Here is a 23,987-nt window from a genome sequence, read left to right as displayed (position 1 = left end):
ATTCAATAATATAGGAAAGGTTAAGAAGAATTACGGTTTGGAAATATATAAAAATTCAATATTATTACAATTATCTTGATAATAGTTGAAATATTAATTACAATTACATGATGTGGTGAATGTATAGAATTAATAAAAATACATATATGCGAACAAATGTTTGACATAATTTCTTAAAGTATTTATACTTTGATAATGAGGAAGAGAAATATTTATATAGGTGTGTTTGCCTATTAAAATGAAGCTTGAATTCTGTGTCAATAATTCAAGAATTAAAATACAGGATACGAAAGAATAATATAGTGTGTTATATAGGTATTAATTGCTTTGGAGGAGAATAATGGAGAAGGAAATTTTAAATAGCAGTTATGATGTTACAGATCTTACGTCACTTGAAAAACTTGAACCAGTTAGGATAAGACCCGGAATGTATATTGGGTCTACTGGTAGTAAAGGGCTGCATCATTGTGTATGGGAAGTTCTTGATAATGCTATCGATGAAATAACAAATGGATTTGGAGATACAGCAATTGTATTATTAAATAAAGATAAAAGCGTAACAGTCCTTGATAATGGAAGAGGAGTACCAACTGGGATGCACCCTATTAAGAAAAAATCTGGTGTAGAGATGGTGTATACCGAACTTCACACTGGAGGTAAGTTCAATAATAAAAATTACAAGACTTCTGGAGGACTACATGGAGTTGGAGCAGCTGTAGTAAATGCATTGTCAAAGTGGCTAGAAGTTGAAGTTTATCAGAATGGTAAGATATACAGACAAAGATTTGAGTATGCAATGGATAAGCAATTAAAAAAGCTTATGCCTGGTACACCTGTAACTAAGTTAGAGATTATAGGTGAGAGTGATAAGACTGGTACTAAAGTAACCTTTATGCCTGACGAGGAAGTCTTTTCTAATACGGATTTTAAATTTGATGTAATAGATGAGAGATTAAAAGAGTTAGCTTTTCAGAATAAAGGAATAAAGCTGAAATTTATTGATGATAGAAAAGAAGAAAGTGTAATAAAAGAGTACTATTCAGAAAGAGGTCTATTAGATTTTATAGAATATCTTAATGAGAGTAAAACACCTATTCACCAGGAGCCAATTTTGTTTTCGGGTGAAAAAGAGATTGATGGTATAAACATGTATGGTGAGGCATGCATACAATTTACTGATTCATCAACTGAGTATATAGCCAGCTATGTGAATAATATACCTACAACTGAAGCTGGAACTCATGAAACAGGATTTAAAACAGGGATGACAAGGGCTTATAAAGAATGGGCTAAAAAACTTGGATTAGTTAAAGAAAAAGATAAGGAATTTGAAGGTGATGACTTAAGAGAAGGCATGACTGCAATAGTAAGAATAAAGATATCTAATCCTATGTTTGAGGGGCAAACTAAAACTAAGCTTGGTAATAATGAAGCTTACACAATGATGAATGAGCTAGCATATATCAGATTTTCTGAATGGATTGAAGATAATAAAGAAATAGCTACAGCTGTAATTAATAATGCTCTTGATGCTGCTGCTAGAAGAGAGAAGATAAGGAAAATAAATGAAGCAGAAAAGAAAAAGATAGGAAAAGGTGCTGCGCCTCTAGCTGGAAAAATAGCAGTTTGTACTTTAAAAGATAATACTCAAACTGAGTTTATAGTAGTGGAAGGAGATTCGGCTGGTGGGTCTGCTAAACAGGCTAGAGACAGAAGATTTCAGACTATAATGCCATCAAAGGGAAAGATAATGAATACCGAAAAGCAGAAACTAGAAAATGTACTTGCTAGTGAAGAATTAAAAATATTCAATGCAGCAATAGGTACTGGAACTTTAGATAATTATAAAGAAAAAGATTTAAGATATGATAAGATTATAATTATGAGTGATGCTGATGTTGATGGATATCATATCCGAACTTTGTGGATGACATACATTTATAGATATATGAGACCTTTGATCGCCAATGGACATCTTTATCTCGCACAGCCACCATTGTATAAGGTTTATAAGAATACAAAGAGTGGAGAAGTCTCTCAATATGCTTATAGTGACCAAGAATTGGAGCAGGCAAAGAAAAAGATAGGAAAAGGTGCTTTGATACAAAGATATAAAGGTCTTGGAGAAATGAATCCAGAACAGTTGTGGGACACAACACTTAACCCAGAGACAAGAACACTATATCAGGTTAATATAGATGATGCTGCGAAGGCTGAAAAAATGGTTTCTTTACTTATGGGAGATGTTGTTGAGCCACGTAAGAAGTATCTTTATAAATATGCCGAGTTTTAGACAGGGGGAGTAATTAAATGGCAAAAAAGAATGAAGCAATTCCTAAGGATAATAATATAATTCCTATAGCTATAGAAGAAGCTATGCCTGATAACTACCTGCCGTATGCAGTTGAGGTAGCAAGAGATAGAGCTTTGCCTGATGTAAGAGATGGTTTAAAGCCAGTTCATAGGAGAATTCTTTATGGTGCATACCTTCTAAGAGCTTTTCCTGATAAGCCATATTATAAATCTGCAAGAATAGTTGGAGACATCTTAGGTAAGTTTCACCCACATGGTGACTCTTCTGTTTATGAATCAATGGTAATATTGGCTCAAAACTTTTCTACTAGAGAACCACTTATAGATGGACATGGTAACTGGGGATCTATTGATGGTGATAGTGCAGCTGCTATGAGATATACAGAGGCAAGGCTTGCACCTATCGCTATGGAAATGATAAGAGATATTGATAAGGGAATAGTTGAGATGGTTCCTAACTACTCCGATACTGAGTTGGAACCTAAAGTATTACCTAGTAGATACCCAAACCTTTTGGTGAATGGGGCTTTCGGTATAGCAGTAGGTCTTGCTACAAATATACCACCTCATAATCTTAAAGAAGTTTCGGATGGCGTATTAGCTTACATAGAAAACCCGGAGATAACGACAAAAGAATTAATGAACTATATAAAAGGGCCAGATCTTCCAACGGGAGGAATACTAATAGGTAAAAATTCTATGCTTTCTGCTTATGAAACAGGAGAAGGAAAAGTTACTCTAAGAGCTAAGACAATTATTGAAAAATTAGAAAATGGAAGATTTGGTATTGTTATAACTGAGTTTCCTTATAGAAGGAATAAGGCTAAGCTTCTTCAACTTATTTCTGAGATGACTGGAGATAAAAGGCATGCCAAGGCTTTGGAAGCAATAACGGATATAAGAGATGAATCTGACAGAACGGGTATCAGGGCTGTAATTGAACTTAGAAAAAATGCTGATGAAAATATTGCTGATAAGGTGCTTAAGTATTTATTTAAAAAGACAGACTTGCAGTGTAATATAAGTTTTAATATGGTTGCTCTTGCAGATGGTAAACCTGAAACAATGGGACTAAAGACCATAATAGGTCACTATGTTAACCATCAAAAGGATATTGTTACAAAACGAACTATAAGAGAATTAGAAGTAGCAGAAAAGAGATTCCATATTGTAGAAGGTTTTATAAAGGCTATCGATATAATGGATCAAATAATTGAAACAATTAGAGCTTCTAAATCTAAAAAAGATGCTTCTATAAATCTAATAGATAGATTTGGGTTTAGTGAAATACAAGCTGAAGCTATATTGGAGTTAATGCTTTATAGGTTAACTGGTCTTGAAATAAAAGAATTCCAAAAGGAACATAAAGAACTAGATAAGATTATAAAAAGATTAAGAAAAATATTAAGTGATGAAAGCGAACTTCTAAAGGTAGTAAAAGAAGAGCTAAAAGAAGTTACTGATAAATTTGCTAGTGCTAGAAGAACTGCAGTTATCGAAGATGATAGTGAAGCAAAAATAGATATAGAGGAACTTATAATAGCTGAAGATGTTATGGTAACTCTATCAAATGATGGATTTATAAAGAGAGTACCTTTGAAGTCTTATAATAGATCAAATTCAAATCCTGAAGATATTGAATACAGAGAAGGAGATTACCTTAAATATTGTATTAATTCTAACACAAAGGATAATATATTGTTTTTCACTGATAAGGGTAATATGTATCAAGCTAAGTGTAACCTTATACCAGAGTACAAGTGGAAGGATAAGGGGGAAAGAATTGATGAAATTATAAAGGTATTATCTATAGATGAAGAAAAGATAATAATGGCCTTATCAGTAGATAATTTTATGCCAAGTAAATGCTTCAAGTTTATGACTTCGAAGGCAGTTATAAAGAAGACATCCATGGATAAATTCATAACAGCATACTCTAAACTTTTGGCTATTAGATTAAAAGAAAATGAAAAGCTTGTAGATGTAAGGTTGGTAGAACTTGAAGAAGAGTCCAAGTTTATTCATTTAAAAACAAAGCGAGGTTTAGACTTCCAAGTTGAAGAGCCTGAATTAGAGCTTGTAGATAGAAATATAATGGGAATTCCGTTGAGCCCTATAAGCCAAGAAGACGAAGTTGTAGAAATAGAGTATATAGATGAATACAATTTTGCTGATTTTATAATTGGTGTAAATAAAAAAGGAAATATGAAAATATATAAGAAAGCATTAAAAGATGTCTTTATGAAGACTGCTACACTTTCAAATGAACAGATTTTGATATTTACATCTAAGGGTAATGTGTACAAAATCCCGAGTTATTTAATACAAAACATTTCAGATGAGATAAATATAAGAATGCTAGTAGATGGATTTAGTGAAGATGAAGTGATCTTGAGCTTAAGCTCTGAAAAAGATTTTAATGAGGAAAAGTCTGTAATGTTCTTTACAAAGAATGGGTTAGTAAAGAAGACGATAATGAAGGAATTTGAAGGAAATAGCAGCAATCAAGTAGCATACAAATTAAAAAATAATGATGATGAATTGGTTGCGGTGAAGGTTTATAAAAACGTAGGTAATTCAGATGTTCTAATGGTAACTAAAAAGGGTATGGTTATAAAGTTCTCTGAAGAAAATGTTTCTCCTATGGGGAGAGTTGCATCTGGAGTAACAGGGATAAGCTTAAAGGAAGATGATTCTGTTATTTTTGGATCGGTTTTAAAGTCGGTTGTTGAAAGTAAAAATAACAAGAGTTATAATGAAATTGCAGCGGAAATGGCTAAAGCTGAGAAAATTATTTTGGTTTCAAATAATGGTGACAAAAAAGAAATTATGTTAGAGGATATCAAGGCACAAAATAGAGCTGGTAGAGGGAATTGTCTAATTGTTGTACTGCAAAATGATTATGTTAAAGAAGTGCAACTTAAATAGGAGGTTAGAAGTTATATGAAGAAGGTATTGGTGTTACTAGCGGAAGGTTTTGAAGAAATTGAAGCACTTACTGTAGTTGACGTTCTTAGAAGAGCAGATGTAGAGTGTCAAACATGCAGCATTAAAGATAAAGAGGTATCTGGATCTCATGATATATTAGTGTTGGCGGATATGACTTTAGAAAGTGAAGATTTAAATAGCTATGATGCTATAGTTTTGCCAGGAGGGATGCCAGGAGCTTCTAACCTTAAAGAGAATATAAGAGTTATTGAGCTTGTTAAGGATTACTATGCTTCTGGAAAGATTGTGGCAGCAATTTGTGCTGCGCCAATAGTTTTAGCTAAAGCAGGAATAATTGATGGAAAGTTAATAACTTCATATCCATCTTTTGATAAGCAATTAGAACATTGCATTTATAAAGATGAACTAGTTGTGGTCGATGGAAATATAATAACAAGTAGAGGGCCGGCTACTACATTGCCTTTTGCCTTCAAACTTTTAGAGAAACTAGGTTATGAGCAAGAAGCTGTTGATTTAAAAGAAGGTATGATGTTCAATTTTTTACTTAAAAAGTAATATTTGTTCCTAGAGGGGATCCTCTAGGAACTTTTAAATTTTCTTTTGGAGGTTTTTATGGAAAGGTTTGTTTTAAATAATGGAGTTAGGCTATTATATGAACATAGAGAATCTTATTTGACTTCATTTTGTATTGGATTTGAAGCTGGTGCTAATGCAGAAGTGGGCTTTAAGCTTGGAACAGCACATGCACTTGAACATATGCTGTTTAAGGGAACAGCTACGCTAGATGAAGATGAAATTAATTTAAAATGCGATAGACTTTTTGGTTTTAATAATGCAATGACAAATTTTCCATATTGTATTTATTACGGAACTTCCTCAAATGAAGATTTTGTTGAAGCTTTCTCGTTATATTCAGATATAATACTAAATCCTGCTTTAAGTGAGAAGGGATTTAAGGAAGAGATAGATGTAATACTACAAGAATTTAATGAATGGAAGGAAGATTTTAGCCAGTATTGTGAAGATGAGCTATTCTATAATTCATATGAGAGAAAAAGGTTGAAAGATATTATTATCGGCACTGAGGCTTCTATAAAGGAAATAGATATAGATGAGCTAAAGAGATTTTATAAAAAATATTATGTGCCAGAAAACTGTGTCATATCAGTGGTTACAAGCATTTCTTTTGACAATATTAAGTCAATAGTAAATAACATATTCTCTAGTTTTAAAGGAGAATACAGCAAACAACTAGCTAATAATGAATCTATAAAATCTGATATTCATTACAAGCAAGTTAGTGGATTTGATGGAGCAAAAATACAATATATATATGATATAAGCATGCTAGATACAAAAGAAGTAGAAGCTCTTAGAATATTTAATATGTGGTTTGGTGAAGGGGTAAGTTCTAGATTGTTTGATAAGGTTAGAACAAAAGGTGGATTAGCATATGAGATATTCAGTGCTGTGAAAAACGAATCGAATATTAAGTTGTTTTCTATTAATTGTAGTACATCTAAAAATAGTGTGGATAAATGCCTTAACATTATAGATTTGATTGTTAATAATGCAGTTGGCGATTTTGAGACTCTAACACAAGATGATATTAATTATTTAATAAAGAGATTGAAACTTAAACGAGCTCTAGACTTAGAGAAAAGTATCGTGCTAGCAAATAGACTAGCAATATATGAGCTTATGTATAAAAGAAGTAAAATGGTTTTTGATGAATTAGAATTTGAATACGAAATTAATAATAAAGATATAATTAGAGTGATAAAAAAAGTATTTGTGAATCCTTCAAAGCAAATACTTTGGTAATGGAGATATATATGAGTGAAAATTGGCTTTTAATAAATAAAGGAATTGCAGATGCAAATAAACTTATAAAGGAATTAAATATAAGTCAATTCACTGCGAGACTGTTGGTAAACAGAGATATAACCGGTGTGAAGCAAGCTGAGAAATTTTTATATGGCGAGATAGATGACTTGTATGATGGTCACCTTATGAAAGATATGGATAAAGCTGTAGCTATGATAAAGCTTGCTATAGAAAATAATAAAAAAATTGCAATATACGGAGATTATGATTGCGATGGTGTTAACAGTACTGTAATTCTTAATAATGCTTTGAAAAACTGTAATGCAAACTATGATTATTATATTCCTAATCGAGAAGATGAAGGTTATGGAATGAATAGTAATAGAATAAAGAAATTAAAAGAAGAAGGGTATGAGTTGATATTAACCTGTGATAACGGAATTGCTGCTTTTGAGCAGGTTGATTTAGCTAAAGCGCTAGGTATGGATGTAATAATTACTGATCACCATGATATTCCTATTTTTAAAGAGGAAGATGGGACCTTTATTGAAAGGTTTCCTAATGCAGATGCGGTTGTTAATCCTAAAAGAGGTGATTGTCAGTATCCATTTAAGAAGTTATGTGGTGCTGGAGTTGCATTTAAATTGGTCCAGTGCTTATACGAGGCTTTGGGTATTCCTAAAAATAAGTCCTATGATTTGCTTGAATTTGCGGCTATAGCTACTGTGTGTGATGTGGTTGATCTAATAGATGAAAATAGAATACTAGTAAAAGAAGGTTTAAAACGTATTAATAATACTGGAAATATAGGGTTGAAAGCTTTGATGCAGCAAACTAATCTGGAAGATAAGGTAGTAGGCGCATATCATCTTGGATTTATAATAGGGCCTTGTATAAATGCTACTGGCAGATTAGAAACTGCAGATCTATCAGTTGAGCTTCTTATTACAAATGAGAAGGATAGAGCATCTGAACTTGCAAAAGAGCTTTATGAATTAAATCAAAGAAGACAAGAAATGACTAGTGAAAGTGTGGAGCTTATCGAAGATCAAATCTCACGGAATAATATGGAGAAGGATAAGGTGCTAGTAGTTTATAATGATACAATTCACGAAAGTATTGCTGGTATTGTAGCTGGTAGGATTAGAGAAAAGTATAATGTTCCAGCTTTGGTTTTGACGAGAGGAAAAGAAATGGCCAAAGGATCAGGACGATCCATAGATGAGTACAATATGTTTGAGGAATTATCAAATTGTAAAGAATTGTTAGATAAGTTTGGTGGGCATCCAATGGCAGCAGGATTGTCTGTTAAAGAAGAAAATATACCGAAACTTAGAGAAAAGTTGCTGCAAAACTGTAATCTAAAAGATGAAGATATAGTTCCAAAAGTTCGAATCGACTTGAGACTTCCTTTAGGATATATAAATGAACAGGTTGTGGATGAATTAGAGAAACTTGAACCATTTGGGAAAGGGAATAGTACTCCTTTGTTTGGAGAAAAATCTGTGGAAACTCTTAGAATATGGGCTATAGGGAAGGAAAAGAATATATTAAAGTTTAGATTTAAAATGCTAGGTAGTAATTATAGCATGGATGGAATCTGCTTTAATAAATATGAAGAATTTAAAGAACAATTCATAGATAGATATGGAGAAAATGAGTTTCTTAGTATTCTAGATACTTCATTTTGTAGCTTTAAAATGGATTTTCTTTTTTATCCTTCAATAAATGAATATAATGGCAATAGAAGTATTCAAGCAATAATTAAAAGTATTAGACTATGTTAAAAAGGGGTACAATATATCGTATCCCTTTTGATTTTCCAAATTATAGACTTTTCTCATACTGTTCAACCATTCTTTTTACCATTTCTCCTCCAACCTTGCCGCATTGGTTCGCGGAAACAGTTCCGTTATAGTCTGAAAATTGAACCCCTAATTCGTTTGCTACTTCATATTTGAATTTAGATAAACCATTTTTAGTTTCTGGTATTAATATTTTTTGAGCCATAAAATTTATCTCCTATCTAAATTTATTAAATTAAATTTGTGACGATTTAATGATTCTATATTAATGATACAACAATATTTTGTCCTTAAAGTTATAAATTGATATTATAAGATTTATGGAATAATAGTAATTAATTAAATTTATATTTTAAAATCTAGTTCATCTTTTAAGCTGATTTTAATATAATATAGATGGTTATAATTCAATTAGGGAAAAATTTAAGGGGATGATTTTTTGAAAAAATATAAAATAATTATGACTGGTGGAGGAACTGCAGGGCATGTAACTCCTAATCTGGCACTAGTACCTGAGCTTATGAAACAAAACTTTGATATAAAATACATAGGAAGTAAAGATGGAATAGAGAAAGATATAATAAAAAACTCCTCTAATATGGAGTACTTTGGGATATCTAGTGGCAAGCTTAGGAGATATTTTGATGTAAAAAATTTCTCGGACCCTTTCAAGGTTGTAAAAGGAATGGTAGAGGCTTATAAAATAATAACGAAAGAAAAACCTGATATAGTGTTCTCTAAGGGAGGATTTGTTACTGTCCCTGTTGTTATAGCCGCATCGATAAAAAAGATACCAGTGGTAACTCATGAATCAGATATAACTCCTGGACTTGCTAATAAGCTTGCTGCTCCATTTTGTAGTAAACTCTGTGTAACTTTTCCAGAAAGTTTAAATTATATAAAAGATAAGAAAGGTGTTTATACAGGAACACCTATTAGAAAAGAATTATTTGAAGGTAGTGCTATTAAAGGGAAGAAGATATGTGGCTTTAATGATAATAAGCCGGTATTATTTGTTATAGGCGGAAGTCTCGGGTCAAAAGCGATAAATGAAACTATAAGAAATTCATTAAAGGAGCTACTAGGAAAATACAACATAATCCATATATGTGGAAAGGGTAATTTTGACTCGTCTTATAAGGAGATAAAAGGATATGCTCAATTTGAGTATGTCTCAGAAGAGCTAACTCATTTAATGAATGCTGCTGACTATATTATTTCAAGAGCAGGGGCAAATGTGATATTTGAAATACTTGCTTTAAAGAAACCTAATATTCTTATTCCGTTATCAGCAAAGGTTAGTAGAGGAGACCAAGTTCTAAATGCGAAGTCGTTTGAAAAAAATGGATATAGTATTGTTATAGAAGATGAGGAGCTAAACAAAGAGAAACTTTTAGAGAAATTGGAAATATTAAATAATGATAGAAATAAGTATATAAGTAGCATGCGTGAGAGTAAAGGTAAGGATGGAGTATCTAATATAATCTCAGTAATAATGAATTGCGTTGCAGAGAAAAAATAATTTTTTTAAAAATGCGGAATTGAGAGAAAATTTAAAAAATAGTTCGTTAAAATAGAATAATTAGCATTAACAAGGAAATAAGGGATTTTGTAATGAAAATAGGTGGTATTATACTGGTTTGTGCTCTGCAAGAATAAATTTACGAAATATATTAAAATATGAAACTTGAAAAATAATTTCCATACTGTATAATATTTATGTGGACAAAGGGCAGAATTTGTAGCCACAACAAGTTGTTAAGAATTTAACAAGCGAATGAGGTGCTGTTACGATGAAGAAAGTATCAATAATTTACTGGAGCAACGGGGGAAACGTTGAAGTTTTAGCAGATGCAATAGCAGCAAGTGCAAAAGAAAATGAAGCACAAGTTACGATTAAACACGTAGCGGATGCTACTGTTGACGATGTTATGAATGCCGATTCAGTTGCTTTTGGAAGTCCATCAATGGACAGTAATAGAATAGAACAACAAGAGATGGAACCTTACATAAACCAATTTAAGTTATTACCTAACAATGGTAAAAAGCTAGTTCTTTTTGGATCATACGGTTGGGATGAAGGACAATTCATAGTCGATTGGTCTGATAGAATGAAAGATTATGGTTTTAATGTAGTTGATATTCTTGCAGTTAAAGAATCACCTAGTGAAGAACAACTTAGAAAAGCTAGAGAACTAGGGAAAGAGCTTGCAAGATAGAACTCTCAGTAAATAATCAAAAATAACAGTCAATCTTATTTTTCTAAAATTTATATTTTAGAATAACTCATCATACAAAACAATTATCAAAACAATATAACAATATAAGAAAGAGGGGTCAACTCGATGGCAATTAGAAAGATGAAAACTATGGATGGTAATACTGCTGCAGCTCATATCGCATACGCATTTACAGACGTAGCAGCTATATACCCAATAACACCATCATCACCAATGGCAGAGCATGTTGATGAATGGGTTGCTCAAGGAAGAAAGAACATATTTGGACAAAAGGTAAAGGTAATGGAGATGCAATCAGAAGCTGGTGCAGCTGGTGCAGTTCATGGTTCATTACAAGCAGGAGCGTTAACTACAACTTTTACAGCTTCTCAAGGTCTACTATTAATGATACCAAATATGTACAAAATTGCTGGTGAATTACTACCAGGAGTATTCCATGTTTCAGCTAGAGCATTAGCTGCAAATTCATTAAATATATTCGGTGACCATCAAGACGTTATGGCTGCAAGACAAACTGGTTTTGCAATGCTTGCTGAAGGTTCTGTACAAGAAGTTATGGATTTATCAGCAGTAGCTCACTTAACAGCTATAAAGTCAAGAGTACCATTTGTTAATTTCTTCGATGGATTCAGAACATCACATGAAATACAAAAGATAGAAGTTTTAGAGTATGATGAATTAGCTAAACTTCTTGATACAGATGCAGTAGAAGCGTTCAGAAGAAGAGCTTTAAATCCTGATCATCCAGTAACAAGAGGAACAGCACAAAATCCAGATGTATACTTCCAAGAAAGAGAAGTTGTTAATAAATTCTATGATGCAGTACCAGAAATAGTTGAAGGCTACATGGCTGAAATGACTAAGTTAACTGGTAGAGAGTATCACTGCTTCGATTACTATGGAGCACCAGATGCTGATAGAATTATAGTTGCTATGGGATCAGTTACTGACCTTGTAGAAGAAACTATAGATTACTTAAATGCAAATGGAAACAAAGTTGGTCTTGTAAAAGTAAGATTATTCAGACCATTCTCAGTTGAAAGAATGTTAAAGGTTATACCTTCAACAGTTAAGAGAATAGCTGTTTTAGACAGAACTAAAGAACCAGGATCAGCTGCTGAACCATTATTCTTAGAAGTTAAGAATGCATTCTACGGAAAAGAAAATGCTCCAGTAATAGTTGGTGGAAGATATGGACTTGGATCAAAGGATACAGTTCCAGCTCACATAGTTTCAGTTTATGAAAACTTACTTAAGGACGAGCCTAAAGATGGATTCACAGTTGCTATAGTTGATGATGTTACTAATAAGTCATTAGAAGCTATAACTGAAGATATAGATACAACTCCAGTAGGAACTAAAGCATGTAAGTTCTGGGGACTTGGATCAGACGGTACTGTTGGTGCTAACAAGAGTGCTATAAAGATAATCGGAGACCATACTGATATGTATGCTCAAGGTTACTTTGCATATGATTCAAAGAAATCTGGTGGTATAACTGTATCACATTTAAGATTTGGAAAGAAAGCTATAAAATCACCTTACTTAATAAATAAAGCTGATTTCGTTGCTTGTCATAACCAATCATATGTATACAAATACAATGTATTAGATGGATTAAAGAAGAATGGATCATTCTTACTTAACACTATCTGGACACCAGAAGAAGTTGAAGCTAATTTACCTGCAAGCTATAAGAGATATATCGCTAAAAACAACATTAAGTTCTACACTTTAAATGCTGTTAAGATAGCTCAAGAAATTGGTCTTGGTGGAAGAATAAACATGATAATGCAATCTGCATTCTTCAAGTTAGCTGACATAATTCCAGTAGAAGATGCTATTAAATACTTAAAGGACGCTGTTGTTTCTTCATATGGTAAGAAGGGACAAAACGTTGTTGATATGAACAATGCTGCTATAGACAAGGGTGTTGACTCAGTTGTTGCTATAGAAGTACCTGCAAGCTGGGCTGATGCAGTTGATGCAGAAGTTGTTGCTGCTAAGGTTAAGCCAGAATTCGTAACTAAGATAGTTGAACCAATGAACAGACAAGAAGGAGATTTACTTCCAGTATCAGCTTTCATTGGCGGAATGGAAGATGGAACTTTTGAAAATGGTACAGCTGCTTACGAAAAGAGAGGTATAGCTATAAACGTACCAGAATGGCAAGCAGACAAGTGTATACAATGTAACCAATGTTCATATGTATGTCCACATGCTGTAATCAGACCATTCTTATTAACTGAAACAGAAAAGAACAATGCTCCAGAAGGAATGAAGATAGTAGCAGCTAAGGCTCTTAAGACTGCTGAACCTATGTCATTCACAATGGCAGTAAGTCCACTTGACTGTTCAGGATGCGGAAACTGTGCTCAAGTATGTCCAGCACCAGAAAAAGCATTAATAATGAAACCACAAGCTACTCAACATGTTGAAATTCCATCATGGGAATATGCTACTGAAGCTGTTGCTCCAAAGGCTAACCCAATGAGCAAGACAACATTAAAAGGAAGCCAATTTGAACAACCATTACTTGAGTTCTCAGGTGCTTGCGCTGGTTGTGGAGAAACTCCATACGCTAAGCTAGTAACTCAATTATATGGTGATAGAATGATGGTAGCTAATGCTACTGGATGTTCATCAATTTGGGGAGGATCTGCTCCTTCAACTCCATACACAAAGAATCATCTTGGACATGGTCCAGCATGGGCAAACTCATTATTCGAAGATAATGCTGAGTTTGGAATGGGTATGTACCTTGGAGTTGCTGCTATAAGAGAAAGATTAGCTGTAACAGTTAAATCTGCTTTAGAAGCTGATTTAAGTGAAACAACTAAGGCTGTATTAGCTGATTGGTTAGAAAACATAAACAACGGTGAAGGTACTAGAGATAGAGCTAACAGAGTTATAGCTGCTTTAGAAACTGAAACTGCTGAAATAGCAAAAGAAATATTAAACGAAAAAGATTTCTTAGTTAAGAGATCACAATGGATCTTCGGTGGAGACGGTTGGGCTTACGATATCGGCTTCGGTGGATTAGACCACGTTCTTGCATCAGGAGAAGATATAAATGTTCTTGTATTTGATACAGAAGTTTACTCAAATACTGGTGGACAATCATCTAAGTCAACTCCAACTGCTGCTATAGCTAAGTTTGCTGCTAGCGGTAAGAGAACTAAGAAGAAAGATCTTGGAATGATGGCTATGAGCTATGGTTATGTATATGTTGCTCAGATTTCAATGGGTGCAGATAAGAACCAAACTCTTAAGGCTATAGCTGAAGCTGAAGCTTATCCAGGTCCATCATTAATAATAGCTTACGCTCCATGTATAAACCATGGATTAAAAGCTGGTATGGGTAACAGTCAATTAGAAGCTAAGAAAGCTGTTGAATCAGGTTACTGGGCAATGTACAGATACAACCCAACACTTAAGGAGCAAGGAAAGAAGTCATTCTCACTTGATTCTAAGGAACCAACTGCTGACTTTAAGGCGTTCTTAATGGGCGAAGTAAGATACGCTTCACTTGCTAAGGCATTCCCAGAAGCTGCAGATGCTTTATTTGAAAAGACTTATGAAGATGCTATGGAAAGATTAGCAAACTACAAGAGACTTGCTAATCAAGAATAGTTAAATGATGATAAAGGAACTAGCTTTGCTAGTTCCTTTGTTTTTTGCAAAGTATGATGTTATAGAAATTGTTTAGTGAGTTTTTTGAAAAAATTATGAGATTATGTATTAGAACGATAAAAAATTACCATAATATGAAGGTTGAAAGTTAGATAATGTAAAAATGGTTTCTATAGTAGAGGTTATTGCAGTAAATAATAGGAATATACATTGATTTTTTTATGTATAAAGCTTTGTTAAAAGTAATAATATTTATTATAGAATAAAAAAAAGCTTTTATTAATCCTAATATTAGGGTAAAATTAAAACATACTATTTTATTAAAGGAGGTGAATTTCACACATCGTTTAGATTGTGTGAATCACATATGTCAGAAAAAGAAAAAGATACTTGCGGATGTGGCTGTGGCTGCGAAGATAATGGTTTAGAATTAAAAGAAGAAAATACATGTGGCTGTGGCGAAGAAGGTTGCGGAGACGAAGACTGTGGATGTGGCCATGACCATGATCATGATCATGAAAGCTTCGTTGTAGATTTAGAAGATGAAAACGGCAATGTAGTAAGTTGTGAAGTTATAGATGCTTTTGAATATAAAGAAAAAGAATATGTTTTAGTTCAAAACCCTAATGATGGATCAGTATACTTATTCAAATCAGAGGGTGAAGAAGGAGAACTTTCAATACCTGACGATGAAGAATTTGAAGAAGTTACAAAATACTATGAGTCTGAATTAGCTCAATAGTTGAAAAAGGCGGTGTATACCGCCTTTTTATTATATAATAACCAATATAATTCTTATGCATGTAAACTAGTGATTGTGATTCATTTCGGTGGCTCTTTGCATACAGTAAAAAATAGAACTTATTCGTCTGCTAGAGTTTCCTGATATGCATTGAGAAAAGCAGATGCGCAAAAATACTCGCTGAAGGATATTGCTTCAGCGAGTTTTTTTGCAATAGTTTTAAAAATGTTGATATATATTTAATCACATAATTGTATGGTATTTATTGATTAATATATAATATAAGGTAGATAATTTTAAATATATAATCTTAATATAAAATCTATTTTAAAAACTCTTACGGCTTCAGTTGAGAGAATTTAAAAATATAAGACTTATCATGGAGTGGACGTATGTAAAAATAATATAATTATGAAATGAGGAGATAAAAATGAGCGAATGTTATTCAAATAAATTTATTTTAAACGGTACATCTAGAGTTAAAGAAAAATTTGACGATAATATACTAAGAAGAAAAGGAATGGTGTATGAAGTTATAAGAGTAATAGATGGAGTGCCTCTTTTTTTAGAAAAGCATCTTGAAAGAATGAATAACTCATTTTCTTTGATAAATAAGGAAATGAAGTATGATAAGGAGGAAATAAAGGAACAGATAGAAACTCTAATAAAAGAAGTCAATGTATTTGAAGGAAATATTAAATTATTAATGGATTCAGAAAGTGATGAAAGAAATCTTTTAGTATACTTTGTTAAGCATTCATATCCTACAATTGAACAATATGAAAATGGCGTAAATACTACACTGTTCTTTGGAGAAAGAGAAAATCCTAATGCAAAGATAGTAAATACTGATTTTAGAACATTAGTAAATAAACAAATAAGTGAAAAGAGTTGCTACGAGGCTATTTTAGTAGATAGAAATGGGTTTATAACTGAAGGCAGTAAATCAAATATATTTATGGTACTGGATAATGAGATATTAACATCGCCATTGGAAGATGTTCTTCCAGGGGTGACCAGAGGTTCTATAATTGATATATGTAAAGAAAATAATATATCAATAAGGGAAGAAAAAGTATCATACAGAGATATTACATCAATGGCTGGAATGTTTATAACAGGTACATCTCCAAAGATTCTTCCGATTGCGAATGTTGATAAAATAACATTAAATTCGCCAAAGAATACATTAATTTTGGAATTGGTAAGATTATATAATAAAAAAATTGATGAATATATTAAATCTGATAAATAATATTTGAATGAAATTATAATTCACATTAAAATTTAAATTACAATTAAACCTTAATATGGTATACTAAAAGCAGTAAATGACTCTTGGGGGGTGTGAATAATTATGGAATATGTATATGAAGCATTAACTATTGATGAATGCATCAAATTAGCAGAAGCTGAACTTAATATATCTGCAGAAGACTTTGATTATGAAGTTATTGAGAAAAAAGGTATGCTTAGAAGAAAATACAAAATTAGAGTTTCGCCCAAGAATAATACGTCAAATTATGATGGGAAGGTCTCTGTAAAAAACGGAAATTTTATAGTGACTAATCCTCAAGAACAAGGAACTCCTGCAAAAATATTCATAAGTAAAGATATCAATCTATATATAGATGATAAAAAAGTTGAAGATTTTTGTAGTATAACCGAAAATAATTCTATAAGGTATGATATTATAAATCAAGAAGCAAAAAGAGAATTAAATATAGTTAAATCAGATGATGATATGACTGCGATGGCTTCAGTAAAATATGTACCTAAAAGAGTATATAAATTATGTGATTCAGAAAACGTCAGTGTGTTAAATCTAAATATAGAACTTGAGTACGAAGAATATCCTCCAAAGTTTAATGAGCTTGAAATTAAAAAGGTTTTAACTGAAAGAGGTATTGTAAGTGGTGTGATTTTAGAAAACTTAAAAACTTTGTGTACAGGAAATGAACAAGGTGAGATTCTAATTGCAGAAGGTAAAAAAGTTAAAGAAACAGTACAGGATCGATTAACTATACTTTTCAAAGATAAACAAAAAAGAATAGTTTCTGAAGATGAGACAATTGACTTTAGGAATATGAACCAAATAGTTACTGTTCAATCAGGAGAAATAATAGCAACATTGATAAAAGGCTCAGAGGGAAAACCAGGAATAAACATAAGTGGCAAGGTAATAAAGCCTGAAAAATATAAGGAATTGCAATTGAATGCAGGCGAAGGATGCAAAATTGATGGTAGTAATATAATTGCTATAGAAGATGGAAGACCAGACTTTAAAAATAATACTATTTCAGTAAATAAAATATATGAAGCAACTTCAGATGTGAACTTGGCTTCTGGAAACCTTAATTTCACTGGTGATATACATATAGGAGCAAATGTTAGTCAAGGAATGACTATAAAAGCTGGCAAATCTATAAGCATTGATGGTTCTGTAGAGGGCTCACATATTATATCAAACGATCAAACCTTGATAAAAGGTAGTATAATTGGATCAACCATTGAAGCTGGAGGGAAAGACTTCCTAATACAACAGCAATTAGACGAATTAGAAAACTTAAAAAGTTCAATGTTGCAGCTTACTAGTACCGTATTAGAAATTAAAGAACATAATTTATTAGGCATTGACAGAAGTGATGGCGAAATAATAAAGGTTTTAATTGAGAACAAATTTAAGAGTATAACAACAAATTCGTTAAATATAATTAGATTGTTTTCTAAATCTGATGAAGAAGGTAGAAACATAGGTAGGATAGTAAAGCAAATGCTGGTAGGACTTGGACCGACCACTATAAAACATTTCAGTGAGTTGGACAAGTTGGTAGTGTTAGCAGATGAATATATTAAGAATATCCAAGGAAAAGTTAATATACCAGCTGATATTAGTATAAACTATTGTCAAGATTCTACAATAAGTTCTTCGGGAAATATATACTTAAATGGCAAAGGTCAATATATATCTCATTTAACATGCAGTGGAAGTATAATTTTCACTCAAAACGGTAGCGTGTCCAGAGGGGGATATTTAAAAGCTGAAAATGAAATAAGATGCAAGACCATTGGAAGTACTGGTGGAGTTAAGACAAAAGCTTCGGTTTCAAAAAATGGGAGCATATATGCAGACATCGCATATCACAATACTATTTTTGCAATTGGAGAAAGGGAGATAGTCTTAGAAGAACCTTCGAGGGATATACATGTATACATGGATGAGCTTGGAGATATAATAATAGATAAGTTTCGCTTATAAGGGGGATTAAAATGGCTAACAAGGAAATAAAGTTACTGATTTTTAGTTTAAATGGAGAGCATTACGCTACTGACATAATGGAAGTAGAAAGAATATTAGGTTATGAAACACCAACTGTGTTACCTGATGTACCAAGCTTCGTTGACGGAGTTATTAATTATGAGGAAAGTATTTTACCTGTAGTTAATTTATCTAAAAAATTTGGGTTTAATACTAAAGTAAATTTAGCTGAAACAAAGATTATTGTTGTTAAGGAAAGTGAATCTAAGATGGGCATTATTGTTGACAATGTCTATGAGGTTAAAGATGTAGAAGTTAATTTAATAGAAAACCCTCCAGCAATTGCTGCAAGTATTTCAAGAAGATATATAAAAGGACTAATAAGATTAAAGGAAAATATAGTAATCCTCTTAGATTTATCTAAAATTTTAACAGAGGAAGAAAAAACTAAGTTGCTATAAGGTGGTTCTATGATAGATGCAGAAATCAAAGTAGGTATTGCTGATTTAAATACTGTAAATTATCCAGATAAAATAATGACAATAGGACTAGGTTCGTGCGTTGGAATAGCAGTATTTGATAAAGTTAAATTGATTGGCGGGTTGTCACATATAATGTTACCTGATTCAACTCAGTTTAAAGAAGTGAAAAATCCGTATAAATTTGCTGATCTAGCTATTCCGATTCTAATTGAAAAGATGGAAAGGTTAGGATGCCAAAAAAGGAATTTGACTGTAAAGATAGCTGGAGGAGCATCGATGTTTAATTTTTCCGATAAAAGCATGATAAGTGATATTGGAAAAAGAAATGGTGAAGCTGTAGCAAAAACTTTAAAAGAATTACAACTTCAAGTTCTTGCTTCCCATCTAGGTGGAAATAAAGGAAGAACAATGGTTTTAGATTCAAAGACTGGCAAGGTAATAATAAAGATTGTAGGACAAGGTATTATAGAACTTTAATGGAGTGATAATCTTGAATAAAATAAAAGTTATGGTAGTAGACGATTCTGCACTTATGAGAAAGATAATTTCTGACATGATAAATGAAGAGACAGATATGGAAGTTATAGCTACTGCAAGAAATGGTGAGGAGTTCGTTGACAAGGTTGGAGGTTATAACCCAGATGTAATTACCTTAGACGTAGAAATGCCCAAAATGGATGGTATTACTGCGCTGAAGAAACTGAAACTCACTAATAGAAATGCTAAGGTTATAATGTTAAGTAGCTTAACTACAAGCTCATCAAGAACAACATTGGATTGTTTAGATGCTGGTGCTGCTGATTTCGTTTCAAAACCATCTGGATCGATCTCGCTTGATATTAATAAGGTTAAGCTTGAGCTAGTACATAAAATAAGAGCAGTAGCATCTATAAAGAGATCATTGTTTGACTTTAAAGTTGAGCCAAAGGAGCCGTCAAGAGTTATTACTACTAAAAAAGCATCTAACAAAATAGACGCAGTAGTAATTGGCGCTTCTACAGGTGGTCCGAGAGCTCTTCAAACTGTATTGACAGAGCTTCCTAACAATTTAGAGGTTCCAGTTTTAGTTGTTCAGCATATGCCAGCTGGATTTACAAAAACTTTTGCTGAGAGATTAAATAACCTTTGTAATCTGAAAGTTGTGGAAGCAGAAAATGATATGCGAATTGAGAAAAATGTAATATATATTGCTCCTGGTGGGTTCCATATGGAAATATCAAAAGAAAAGAGAATTTCATTAAATCAGGAACCTAGCATTTGGGGCGTGAGACCAGCCGTAGATAAGCTGTTTAATAGTTCAGCTTCAGTGTACGGTAAAAATTTATTATCAGTAGTATTGACTGGTATGGGAAAAGATGGAGCACAAGGCACTGTAGCCATAAAAAATGTTGGAGGACATACCATTTCTGAAGATGAGTCCACTTGCACTATTTATGGAATGCCTAAAGCCACTTTTGAGACAGGAAAAGTTGATGAAGTACTACAACTAGGATATATAGCAAAAAAAATCGTTACATTAGTGAAAGGATAGTAGATAAACTATGGATTTTGGCCAGTTTCATCAATGGGTACATAAGGAGCTAGGGATAAATTTATCAGCGTATAAACCAACCCAGCTTAACAGAAGAATAGAAAGTTTAATGACAAGATTAGGAGTCAAATCACTAGAAGAATATACGAAGTTGATTAAAACTGATAGAGAGCATAGACAAAGATTCTTAGATTTTATAACTATTAATGTTACAGAGTTTTTTAGAAATCCAGAATTATTTGATGAGCTAGAGGCGATTTTGAAAAAAGAGTCTGCAGCTAATAATAGTCTTAAGATTTGGAGTGCTGCTTGTTCTATCGGTTGTGAACCGTATTCAATCTCTATGATTTTGAATAATGTAAGTCCAAATGGCAGACATAAGATACTAGCCACTGATATAGATAATACAATTCTTCAGAAAGCTAAGTTTGGTGAATACACTGATAATGAAATGAAGAATGTAAAGCCTAGAGAATTGGAAAGGTACTTTAAGAAAGTTAAAGATAAGTATTATATAGAACAAAGTGTGAAAAACATGGTTACTTTCAAAAAGCATGACCTTATACTAGATAGTTATGAGAATAACTTTGATTTAATTGTATGTAGAAATGTAGTCATCTATTTTAACGTAGATGTGAAGAATGATATATACAAGAGATTTGCAGCATCCCTTAAAAAAGGTGGATTATTATTTGTAGGGGCTACTGAAAGTATTTATAATTACAAAGATTTTGGATTTGAAAAAGCTTCTACTTTTATTTATAGAAAATTATAAAAGTTAATAATTGCTATAAAGAAATTAACCACTTCGCACGAATAATAAGTGTTGAATAACTGAAAAGGTTATGTTGGTTTTACATATTTTCAATAAGAATATGATGTGTGATTGCTGTGACTTAGAAAAAAACGACTACATAAGTTTATTATTTAAATGCAATTAGTGCGTATTGCTTGGTTAATTTTAGTGATAATAACTTTAAGGTACTGATAAGGAATGCAGGAGGCATAACAATTAATAATTGTTATGTGCTAATAAGGAATACAGGAGGCACAACAATTAATAATTGTTGTGTGCTAATAAGGAATACAGGAGGCATGACAATTAATAATTGTCATGTGCTAATAAGGAATACAGGAGGGATAACAATGGACACATCTCAATATCTTTCAATGTTCTTAGAAGAGTCCATGGATAATTTGCAGACTCTAAATGAATCTTTGCTTGATTTGGAACAAAAACCAGATGATATTGATAAGTTAAATGAAATATTTAGAGTAGCTCATACTATAAAAGGGATGGCTGCAACAATGGGATTTAGCGATATAGCAGAGCTAACTCATAAAATGGAGGATGTTCTTTCTAAATTTAGAGAAGGCGAACTGAAAGTTACACAAAATGTAGTTACAGTACTTTTTGATTGCCTAGATACTCTTGAAAGAATGGTAAATAATATATCAGAAGGTATAGAAGAAAAAGTTGAAATAGAAAATATAATGAAGGACTTACATGATATAAGTACTAATGAGCAGCAAGATAGTGTTGCAGTTGATATAGTAGAAGAAGTATCAGAAAATAAGAGTTCATCAGATTACATAATAGACATAAATGAATATGACATGAATGTAATTAAGCAAGCTCATGAAAAAGGCTATAAAGCTATAAGAGTTTTTATAAGTCTTAATGAGAATACTTTATTAAAGTCTGCTAGAGCTTTTTTAATATTTAAAGAATTAGAAGAGCATGGAGAAGTAATAAAATCATATCCTTCTACAGAAGATATAGAAAACGAAAACTTTGATTTTAGCATTGAACTTATCGTTATTACTACACTAAATGCTGAAGAAATTGAAAAACTTGTTAAAAATATCTCAGAAGTGGATAAAGTTTCTACAGAAGAAGTCGAATTAAGAATAGAAAAAGTAAATGAAATTGTAAAAACTAAAGATGAATCAATAGCTAAGGCTGAAGTAAATGAAACGTCAAAACCATTAACACCTAAATCTATAGTTACAAATAAAGAAAAAGTTGAAGAAAAAAAGAGCAATAATCCAGCTACTCAAACAAAGAAGGTACATCAATCAGTAAGAGTTGATTTGGAACGTCTAGATAAACTTATGAACATGGTTTCTGAGTTAGTTATACATAGAACTAGATTGGAACAAATAAGCACAAATTATAGAGCTCAAGAGCTAAATGAAACTCTTGAACAAGTTGCCAGAACTACTTCTGACTTACAAGATCTTGTTATGAAGATAAGAATGCTTCCTCTAGAAGTTGTATTTAATAGATTCCCTAGAATGATTAGAGATCTTTCTGTAGAATTGAACAAGGAAATTAACTTCATTGTTGAAGGTCAAGATACAGAATTAGATAGAACTGTAATAGATGAAATAGGTGAACCATTAATTCACTTATTAAGAAATGCGGCAGATCATGGAGTAGAAAGCAAAGAAGATAGAGCAAAATCAGGCAAAGATCCTGTAGGTACAATCAAACTATCAGCATATCAAGAGGGTACAAAGGCTGTAATAAGAGTAGAAGATGACGGTAATGGTATCGATGTTGAAAAAGTTAGACGTAAAGCTGAAAAAGTGGGTATAAACACTGAAGGAATGACTGAAAATGATATAAAGAATTTGATTTTCTCTCAAGGCTTTAGCACTAACGAAGTAGTAACAGATATATCAGGTAGAGGCGTAGGTATGGATGTTGTAAAGACAAAAATATCTGCACTTGGAGGAACTGTTGATGTAGTAAGTGAAATAGGAAAAGGTTCAAGTTTTATAATAAGACTTCCTCTTACACTTCAAATAATTCAAGCTTTGCTTGTTAAAGTTGGAGAAGAAACACTTGCAATTTCTCTAGGTTTCATAGATAGAGTTATAGACTATAAGGAAGATAGAATAAAGAAGACTAATGGAAGAGAAGTTATAGTTTATAGAGAAAATGTTATACCTCTAATTAGACTTAATGAAACTTTACAAATTGATACTAGCAAAAAGGATAAGAATTTTATTATAATAGTTAAGGTTGGAGATAAAGTTGTTGGTCTTTTAGTTGATTCTTTATTAGGACAGCAAGAAATAGTAATAAAACCTTTAGGAAAAACTCTTGAAGGACTAAACGAGTATATAGGAGCAACAATACTTGGTAATGGTCTTGTTACACTTATACTTGATGTAGGTGCTTTAATCTAGGAACTAGA

General features: G+C 32.3%; 17 protein-coding genes. 16 read left to right on the top strand and 1 reads right to left on the bottom strand.

Annotation, left to right across the window (positions count from 1 at the left end; all coding sequences use genetic code 11):
- Positions 1-340: 340 nt before the first annotated feature.
- Genes JHL18_RS20360 through recJ form a run of 5 tightly spaced genes read left to right on the top strand, consistent with a single transcriptional unit; the run spans position 341 to position 8,876 of the window.
- Entirely contained in the window at positions 341-2,293 is a 1,953-nt protein-coding gene (locus JHL18_RS20360) for a DNA gyrase/topoisomerase IV subunit B (protein WP_200272643.1), read from the top strand.
- A 17-nt stretch (positions 2,294-2,310) separates the two neighbouring features.
- Positions 2,311-5,241, top strand: a complete 2,931-nt coding sequence (locus JHL18_RS20355; protein WP_200272641.1) for a DNA topoisomerase IV subunit A — start codon at positions 2,311-2,313, stop codon at positions 5,239-5,241.
- A gap of 15 nt (positions 5,242-5,256) precedes the next feature.
- Positions 5,257-5,817 carry a DJ-1 family glyoxalase III gene (locus JHL18_RS20350; RefSeq protein ID WP_200272640.1) on the top strand — a complete coding sequence of 187 codons (561 nt, stop codon included), beginning with the start codon at positions 5,257-5,259 and terminating at the stop codon, positions 5,815-5,817.
- 57 nt (positions 5,818-5,874) lie between these two features.
- A complete protein-coding gene (locus JHL18_RS20345) occupies positions 5,875-7,086 on the top strand; it encodes a M16 family metallopeptidase (RefSeq protein WP_200272639.1) in 1,212 nt (403 codons plus the stop codon).
- Positions 7,087-7,097: 11 nt separating this feature from the next.
- Positions 7,098-8,876, top strand: coding sequence for a single-stranded-DNA-specific exonuclease RecJ (gene recJ, locus JHL18_RS20340; protein ID WP_200272638.1), 1,779 nt, complete (start codon positions 7,098-7,100; stop codon positions 8,874-8,876).
- A gap of 40 nt (positions 8,877-8,916) precedes the next feature.
- On the opposite strand, the gene JHL18_RS20335 is transcribed toward recJ, so the two are convergent.
- Positions 8,917-9,099: an alpha/beta-type small acid-soluble spore protein gene (locus tag JHL18_RS20335; RefSeq protein WP_200272637.1), complete on the bottom strand. Its 183-nt coding sequence runs from the start codon at positions 9,097-9,099 to the stop codon at positions 8,917-8,919.
- Between the two features lie 234 nt (positions 9,100-9,333).
- On the opposite strand from JHL18_RS20335, the gene JHL18_RS20330 reads away from it, so the two are divergent.
- From JHL18_RS20330 to JHL18_RS20280, 11 genes are all read left to right on the top strand, one after another.
- Positions 9,334-10,416 (top strand): undecaprenyldiphospho-muramoylpentapeptide beta-N-acetylglucosaminyltransferase, encoded by a 1,083-nt coding sequence (locus JHL18_RS20330; protein WP_274600981.1) that lies wholly within the window; start codon positions 9,334-9,336, stop codon positions 10,414-10,416.
- Between the two features lie 271 nt (positions 10,417-10,687).
- Positions 10,688-11,113 carry a flavodoxin gene (locus JHL18_RS20325; RefSeq protein ID WP_200272636.1) on the top strand — a complete coding sequence of 142 codons (426 nt, stop codon included), beginning with the start codon at positions 10,688-10,690 and terminating at the stop codon, positions 11,111-11,113.
- A gap of 132 nt (positions 11,114-11,245) precedes the next feature.
- Positions 11,246-14,767, top strand: a complete 3,522-nt coding sequence (gene nifJ, locus JHL18_RS20320) for a pyruvate:ferredoxin (flavodoxin) oxidoreductase (protein WP_200272741.1) — start codon at positions 11,246-11,248, stop codon at positions 14,765-14,767.
- A 367-nt stretch (positions 14,768-15,134) separates the two neighbouring features.
- Positions 15,135-15,509 (top strand): DUF1292 domain-containing protein, encoded by a 375-nt coding sequence (locus tag JHL18_RS20315; RefSeq protein ID WP_200272635.1) that lies wholly within the window; start codon positions 15,135-15,137, stop codon positions 15,507-15,509.
- 430 nt (positions 15,510-15,939) lie between these two features.
- Positions 15,940-16,764: an aminotransferase class IV gene (locus JHL18_RS20310; RefSeq protein ID WP_200272633.1), complete on the top strand. Its 825-nt coding sequence runs from the start codon at positions 15,940-15,942 to the stop codon at positions 16,762-16,764.
- Positions 16,765-16,866: 102 nt separating this feature from the next.
- The gene (locus JHL18_RS20305; protein ID WP_200272631.1) at positions 16,867-18,768 is read left to right on the top strand and encodes a flagellar assembly protein A; all 1,902 of its coding nucleotides are present in this window, start codon (positions 16,867-16,869) and stop codon (positions 18,766-18,768) included.
- Positions 18,769-18,779: 11 nt separating this feature from the next.
- The gene (locus JHL18_RS20300; RefSeq protein ID WP_200272629.1) at positions 18,780-19,229 is read left to right on the top strand and encodes a chemotaxis protein CheW; all 450 of its coding nucleotides are present in this window, start codon (positions 18,780-18,782) and stop codon (positions 19,227-19,229) included.
- Between the two features lie 9 nt (positions 19,230-19,238).
- The gene (locus tag JHL18_RS20295; RefSeq protein ID WP_200272627.1) at positions 19,239-19,727 is read left to right on the top strand and encodes a chemotaxis protein CheD; all 489 of its coding nucleotides are present in this window, start codon (positions 19,239-19,241) and stop codon (positions 19,725-19,727) included.
- 13 nt (positions 19,728-19,740) lie between these two features.
- Positions 19,741-20,781, top strand: a complete 1,041-nt coding sequence (locus tag JHL18_RS20290) for a protein-glutamate methylesterase/protein-glutamine glutaminase (RefSeq protein WP_200272625.1) — start codon at positions 19,741-19,743, stop codon at positions 20,779-20,781.
- 10 nt (positions 20,782-20,791) lie between these two features.
- A complete protein-coding gene (locus tag JHL18_RS20285; protein ID WP_200272623.1) occupies positions 20,792-21,556 on the top strand; it encodes a CheR family methyltransferase in 765 nt (254 codons plus the stop codon).
- A 371-nt stretch (positions 21,557-21,927) separates the two neighbouring features.
- The gene (locus JHL18_RS20280; RefSeq protein ID WP_200272621.1) at positions 21,928-23,979 is read left to right on the top strand and encodes a chemotaxis protein CheA; all 2,052 of its coding nucleotides are present in this window, start codon (positions 21,928-21,930) and stop codon (positions 23,977-23,979) included.
- Positions 23,980-23,987 lie beyond the last annotated feature (8 nt).

Source organism: Clostridium yunnanense (assembly GCF_016595795.1).
Taxonomy (GTDB): domain Bacteria; phylum Bacillota; class Clostridia; order Clostridiales; family Clostridiaceae; genus Clostridium_AR; species Clostridium_AR yunnanense.
The sequence above is the reverse complement of the archived record's forward strand: the minus strand, read 5'-3'. Positions and strand labels throughout refer to the sequence as shown.

What these genes read in the sequence shown, in the direction of transcription:
- JHL18_RS20285 (WP_200272623.1), top strand. Translation starts at nt 20,792, where the DNA reads ATGGATTTTGGCCAGTTTCATCAATGGGTACATAAGGAGCTAGGGATA.
- JHL18_RS20310 (WP_200272633.1), top strand. Translation starts at nt 15,940, where the DNA reads ATGAGCGAATGTTATTCAAATAAATTTATTTTAAACGGTACATCTAGA.
- JHL18_RS20360 (WP_200272643.1), top strand. Translation starts at nt 341, where the DNA reads ATGGAGAAGGAAATTTTAAATAGCAGTTATGATGTTACAGATCTTACG.
- JHL18_RS20345 (WP_200272639.1), top strand. Translation starts at nt 5,875, where the DNA reads ATGGAAAGGTTTGTTTTAAATAATGGAGTTAGGCTATTATATGAACAT.
- JHL18_RS20335 (WP_200272637.1), bottom strand. Translation starts at nt 9,099, where the DNA reads ATGGCTCAAAAAATATTAATACCAGAAACTAAAAATGGTTTATCTAAA.
- JHL18_RS20325 (WP_200272636.1), top strand. Translation starts at nt 10,688, where the DNA reads ATGAAGAAAGTATCAATAATTTACTGGAGCAACGGGGGAAACGTTGAA.
- JHL18_RS20295 (WP_200272627.1), top strand. Translation starts at nt 19,239, where the DNA reads ATGATAGATGCAGAAATCAAAGTAGGTATTGCTGATTTAAATACTGTA.
- JHL18_RS20355 (WP_200272641.1), top strand. Translation starts at nt 2,311, where the DNA reads ATGGCAAAAAAGAATGAAGCAATTCCTAAGGATAATAATATAATTCCT.
- JHL18_RS20350 (WP_200272640.1), top strand. Translation starts at nt 5,257, where the DNA reads ATGAAGAAGGTATTGGTGTTACTAGCGGAAGGTTTTGAAGAAATTGAA.
- JHL18_RS20305 (WP_200272631.1), top strand. Translation starts at nt 16,867, where the DNA reads ATGGAATATGTATATGAAGCATTAACTATTGATGAATGCATCAAATTA.
- JHL18_RS20315 (WP_200272635.1), top strand. Translation starts at nt 15,135, where the DNA reads ATGTCAGAAAAAGAAAAAGATACTTGCGGATGTGGCTGTGGCTGCGAA.
- JHL18_RS20300 (WP_200272629.1), top strand. Translation starts at nt 18,780, where the DNA reads ATGGCTAACAAGGAAATAAAGTTACTGATTTTTAGTTTAAATGGAGAG.
- recJ (WP_200272638.1), top strand. Translation starts at nt 7,098, where the DNA reads ATGAGTGAAAATTGGCTTTTAATAAATAAAGGAATTGCAGATGCAAAT.
- JHL18_RS20280 (WP_200272621.1), top strand. Translation starts at nt 21,928, where the DNA reads ATGGACACATCTCAATATCTTTCAATGTTCTTAGAAGAGTCCATGGAT.